Consider the following 1,466-nt stretch of genomic DNA (forward strand, 5'->3'; position numbering starts at 1 on the left):
TAGGCATGACAAGTAAAAATAACGACCAAAAAAATAACGATAAAAACCTTTCCGAAGAAACCTCATCGGCACCGCTAGCAGAAAAAGACGCACCGAAAAAGGATGCTGAATCTAAAAAGGAAGCCTCTAAACCGGTTGAGCCAGCAAAACCAGCAGAACCAACAAAGGTTGAATTTGAAGAGAAGCAAGGCAAACGTGGTGTCAAACTCGGCACAGTAGCGATCATTCTTTCAATCATCTTCGGTGGCGGTCTCGCTTATAAACTTCATGAGCAACAAGCCGATTACCAAACTCAAATCGCTCAGCTACAAAACCAACTAGAAAAAGCGCAAGCTTCGATGAAGCAAGAGCTAAACCAAGTTAAAGAAGAAACCATCGAGAAAGCGACCACAGTAACGCACAAAGCAGAAGTGGTGCTTGGTCAACAACAAAAGAGCATTGAAAGTTTACAACTCGCCGTCGCAGATGTGAAAGGCCGACGTCCAAACGACTGGCTATTGGCAGAGGCCGATTACCTTGTGAAGTTGGCTGGTCGTAAACTGTTCTTAGAGCATGACGTAGAAAGCGCAACTCAACTAATGGAAAGCGCAGACCAACGTATTGCCGCGCTAAACGATCCAAGCTTAGTTAAACTGCGTAAAGCGATGGCAAACGACATCACCAAACTGCGCACTGTCCCATTGATTGACCGTGACGGTCTTGTTCTGCGTTTAACCGCTCTACAGCAGCAAGTAGATAAGTTGCCTCTAGCAAATGCACTACTGCCGGAAGCCCAAGTCGTTGCTCAACATGAAGTATCAGAAGACATTTCAAACTGGCAAGATAATTTAATGACCTCTCTGAAAGACTTCTCTGAGAACTTTATTACTTTCCGTACTCGCGATGGCAACGTCATCCCATTATTGTCTCCAGAGCAGCATTTCTATTTAAAAGAAAACATCAAGGCCAAACTTGAAACAGCAATCAAAGCGGTTTACCAAGAACAAGGCGAAATCTACACCACTTCGTTAACGACAGCTGACAAGTGGGCGATGGCTTTCTTCAATCAAGACGACAATGCGGTGAAAGAATTCAACAAAGCACTCAACCAATTAAGCCAACAAAATATTCAAGTTGAGTACCCTGCAAAACTGGAAAGCCAATCTCAGCTATCGGATGTGATTCGTGAGCGACTACGTCGTGAAGTCACAACAATGACAGGTACGGGGGATAAATAATGATTCGCCTTATTTTCCTATTTGTCGTTCTAGGTGCAGGTCTATTTGTCGGTACTCAGTTTTCTGGTCAACAAGGATATGTACTGATCTCAATAGCAAACAAGACTATCGAGATGAGCGTAACCACTTTGGTGATCTTCGTTATCGCTGCGCTAGCTGGCCTTTTCCTCCTTGAATACCTGATTAAAAAGTTGGTTTACGCAAGCTCAAGCACTTGGAACTACTTCAGCGTACGTAAAATGCGTCGTT

At 43.9% G+C, this 1,466-nt stretch carries 2 protein-coding genes; both read left to right on the forward strand.

Translation table 11 applies throughout. The features are described 5' to 3' along the window. Positions 1 to 5: 5 nt before the first annotated feature. On the forward strand, positions 6 to 1,217 hold the full coding sequence (locus tag R7P67_RS24180; RefSeq protein WP_005496369.1) for a uroporphyrinogen-III C-methyltransferase: 1,212 nt from the start codon (positions 6 to 8) through the stop codon (positions 1,215 to 1,217). Continuing rightward, positions 1,217 to 1,466, forward strand: a 250-nt coding sequence (locus R7P67_RS24185) for a heme biosynthesis HemY N-terminal domain-containing protein (RefSeq protein ID WP_318086237.1), incomplete at its 3' end; no start/stop codon positions are given. The genes R7P67_RS24180 and R7P67_RS24185, both read left to right, overlap by 1 nt.

It is taken from the genome of Vibrio sp. Vb0937, from assembly GCF_033338855.1.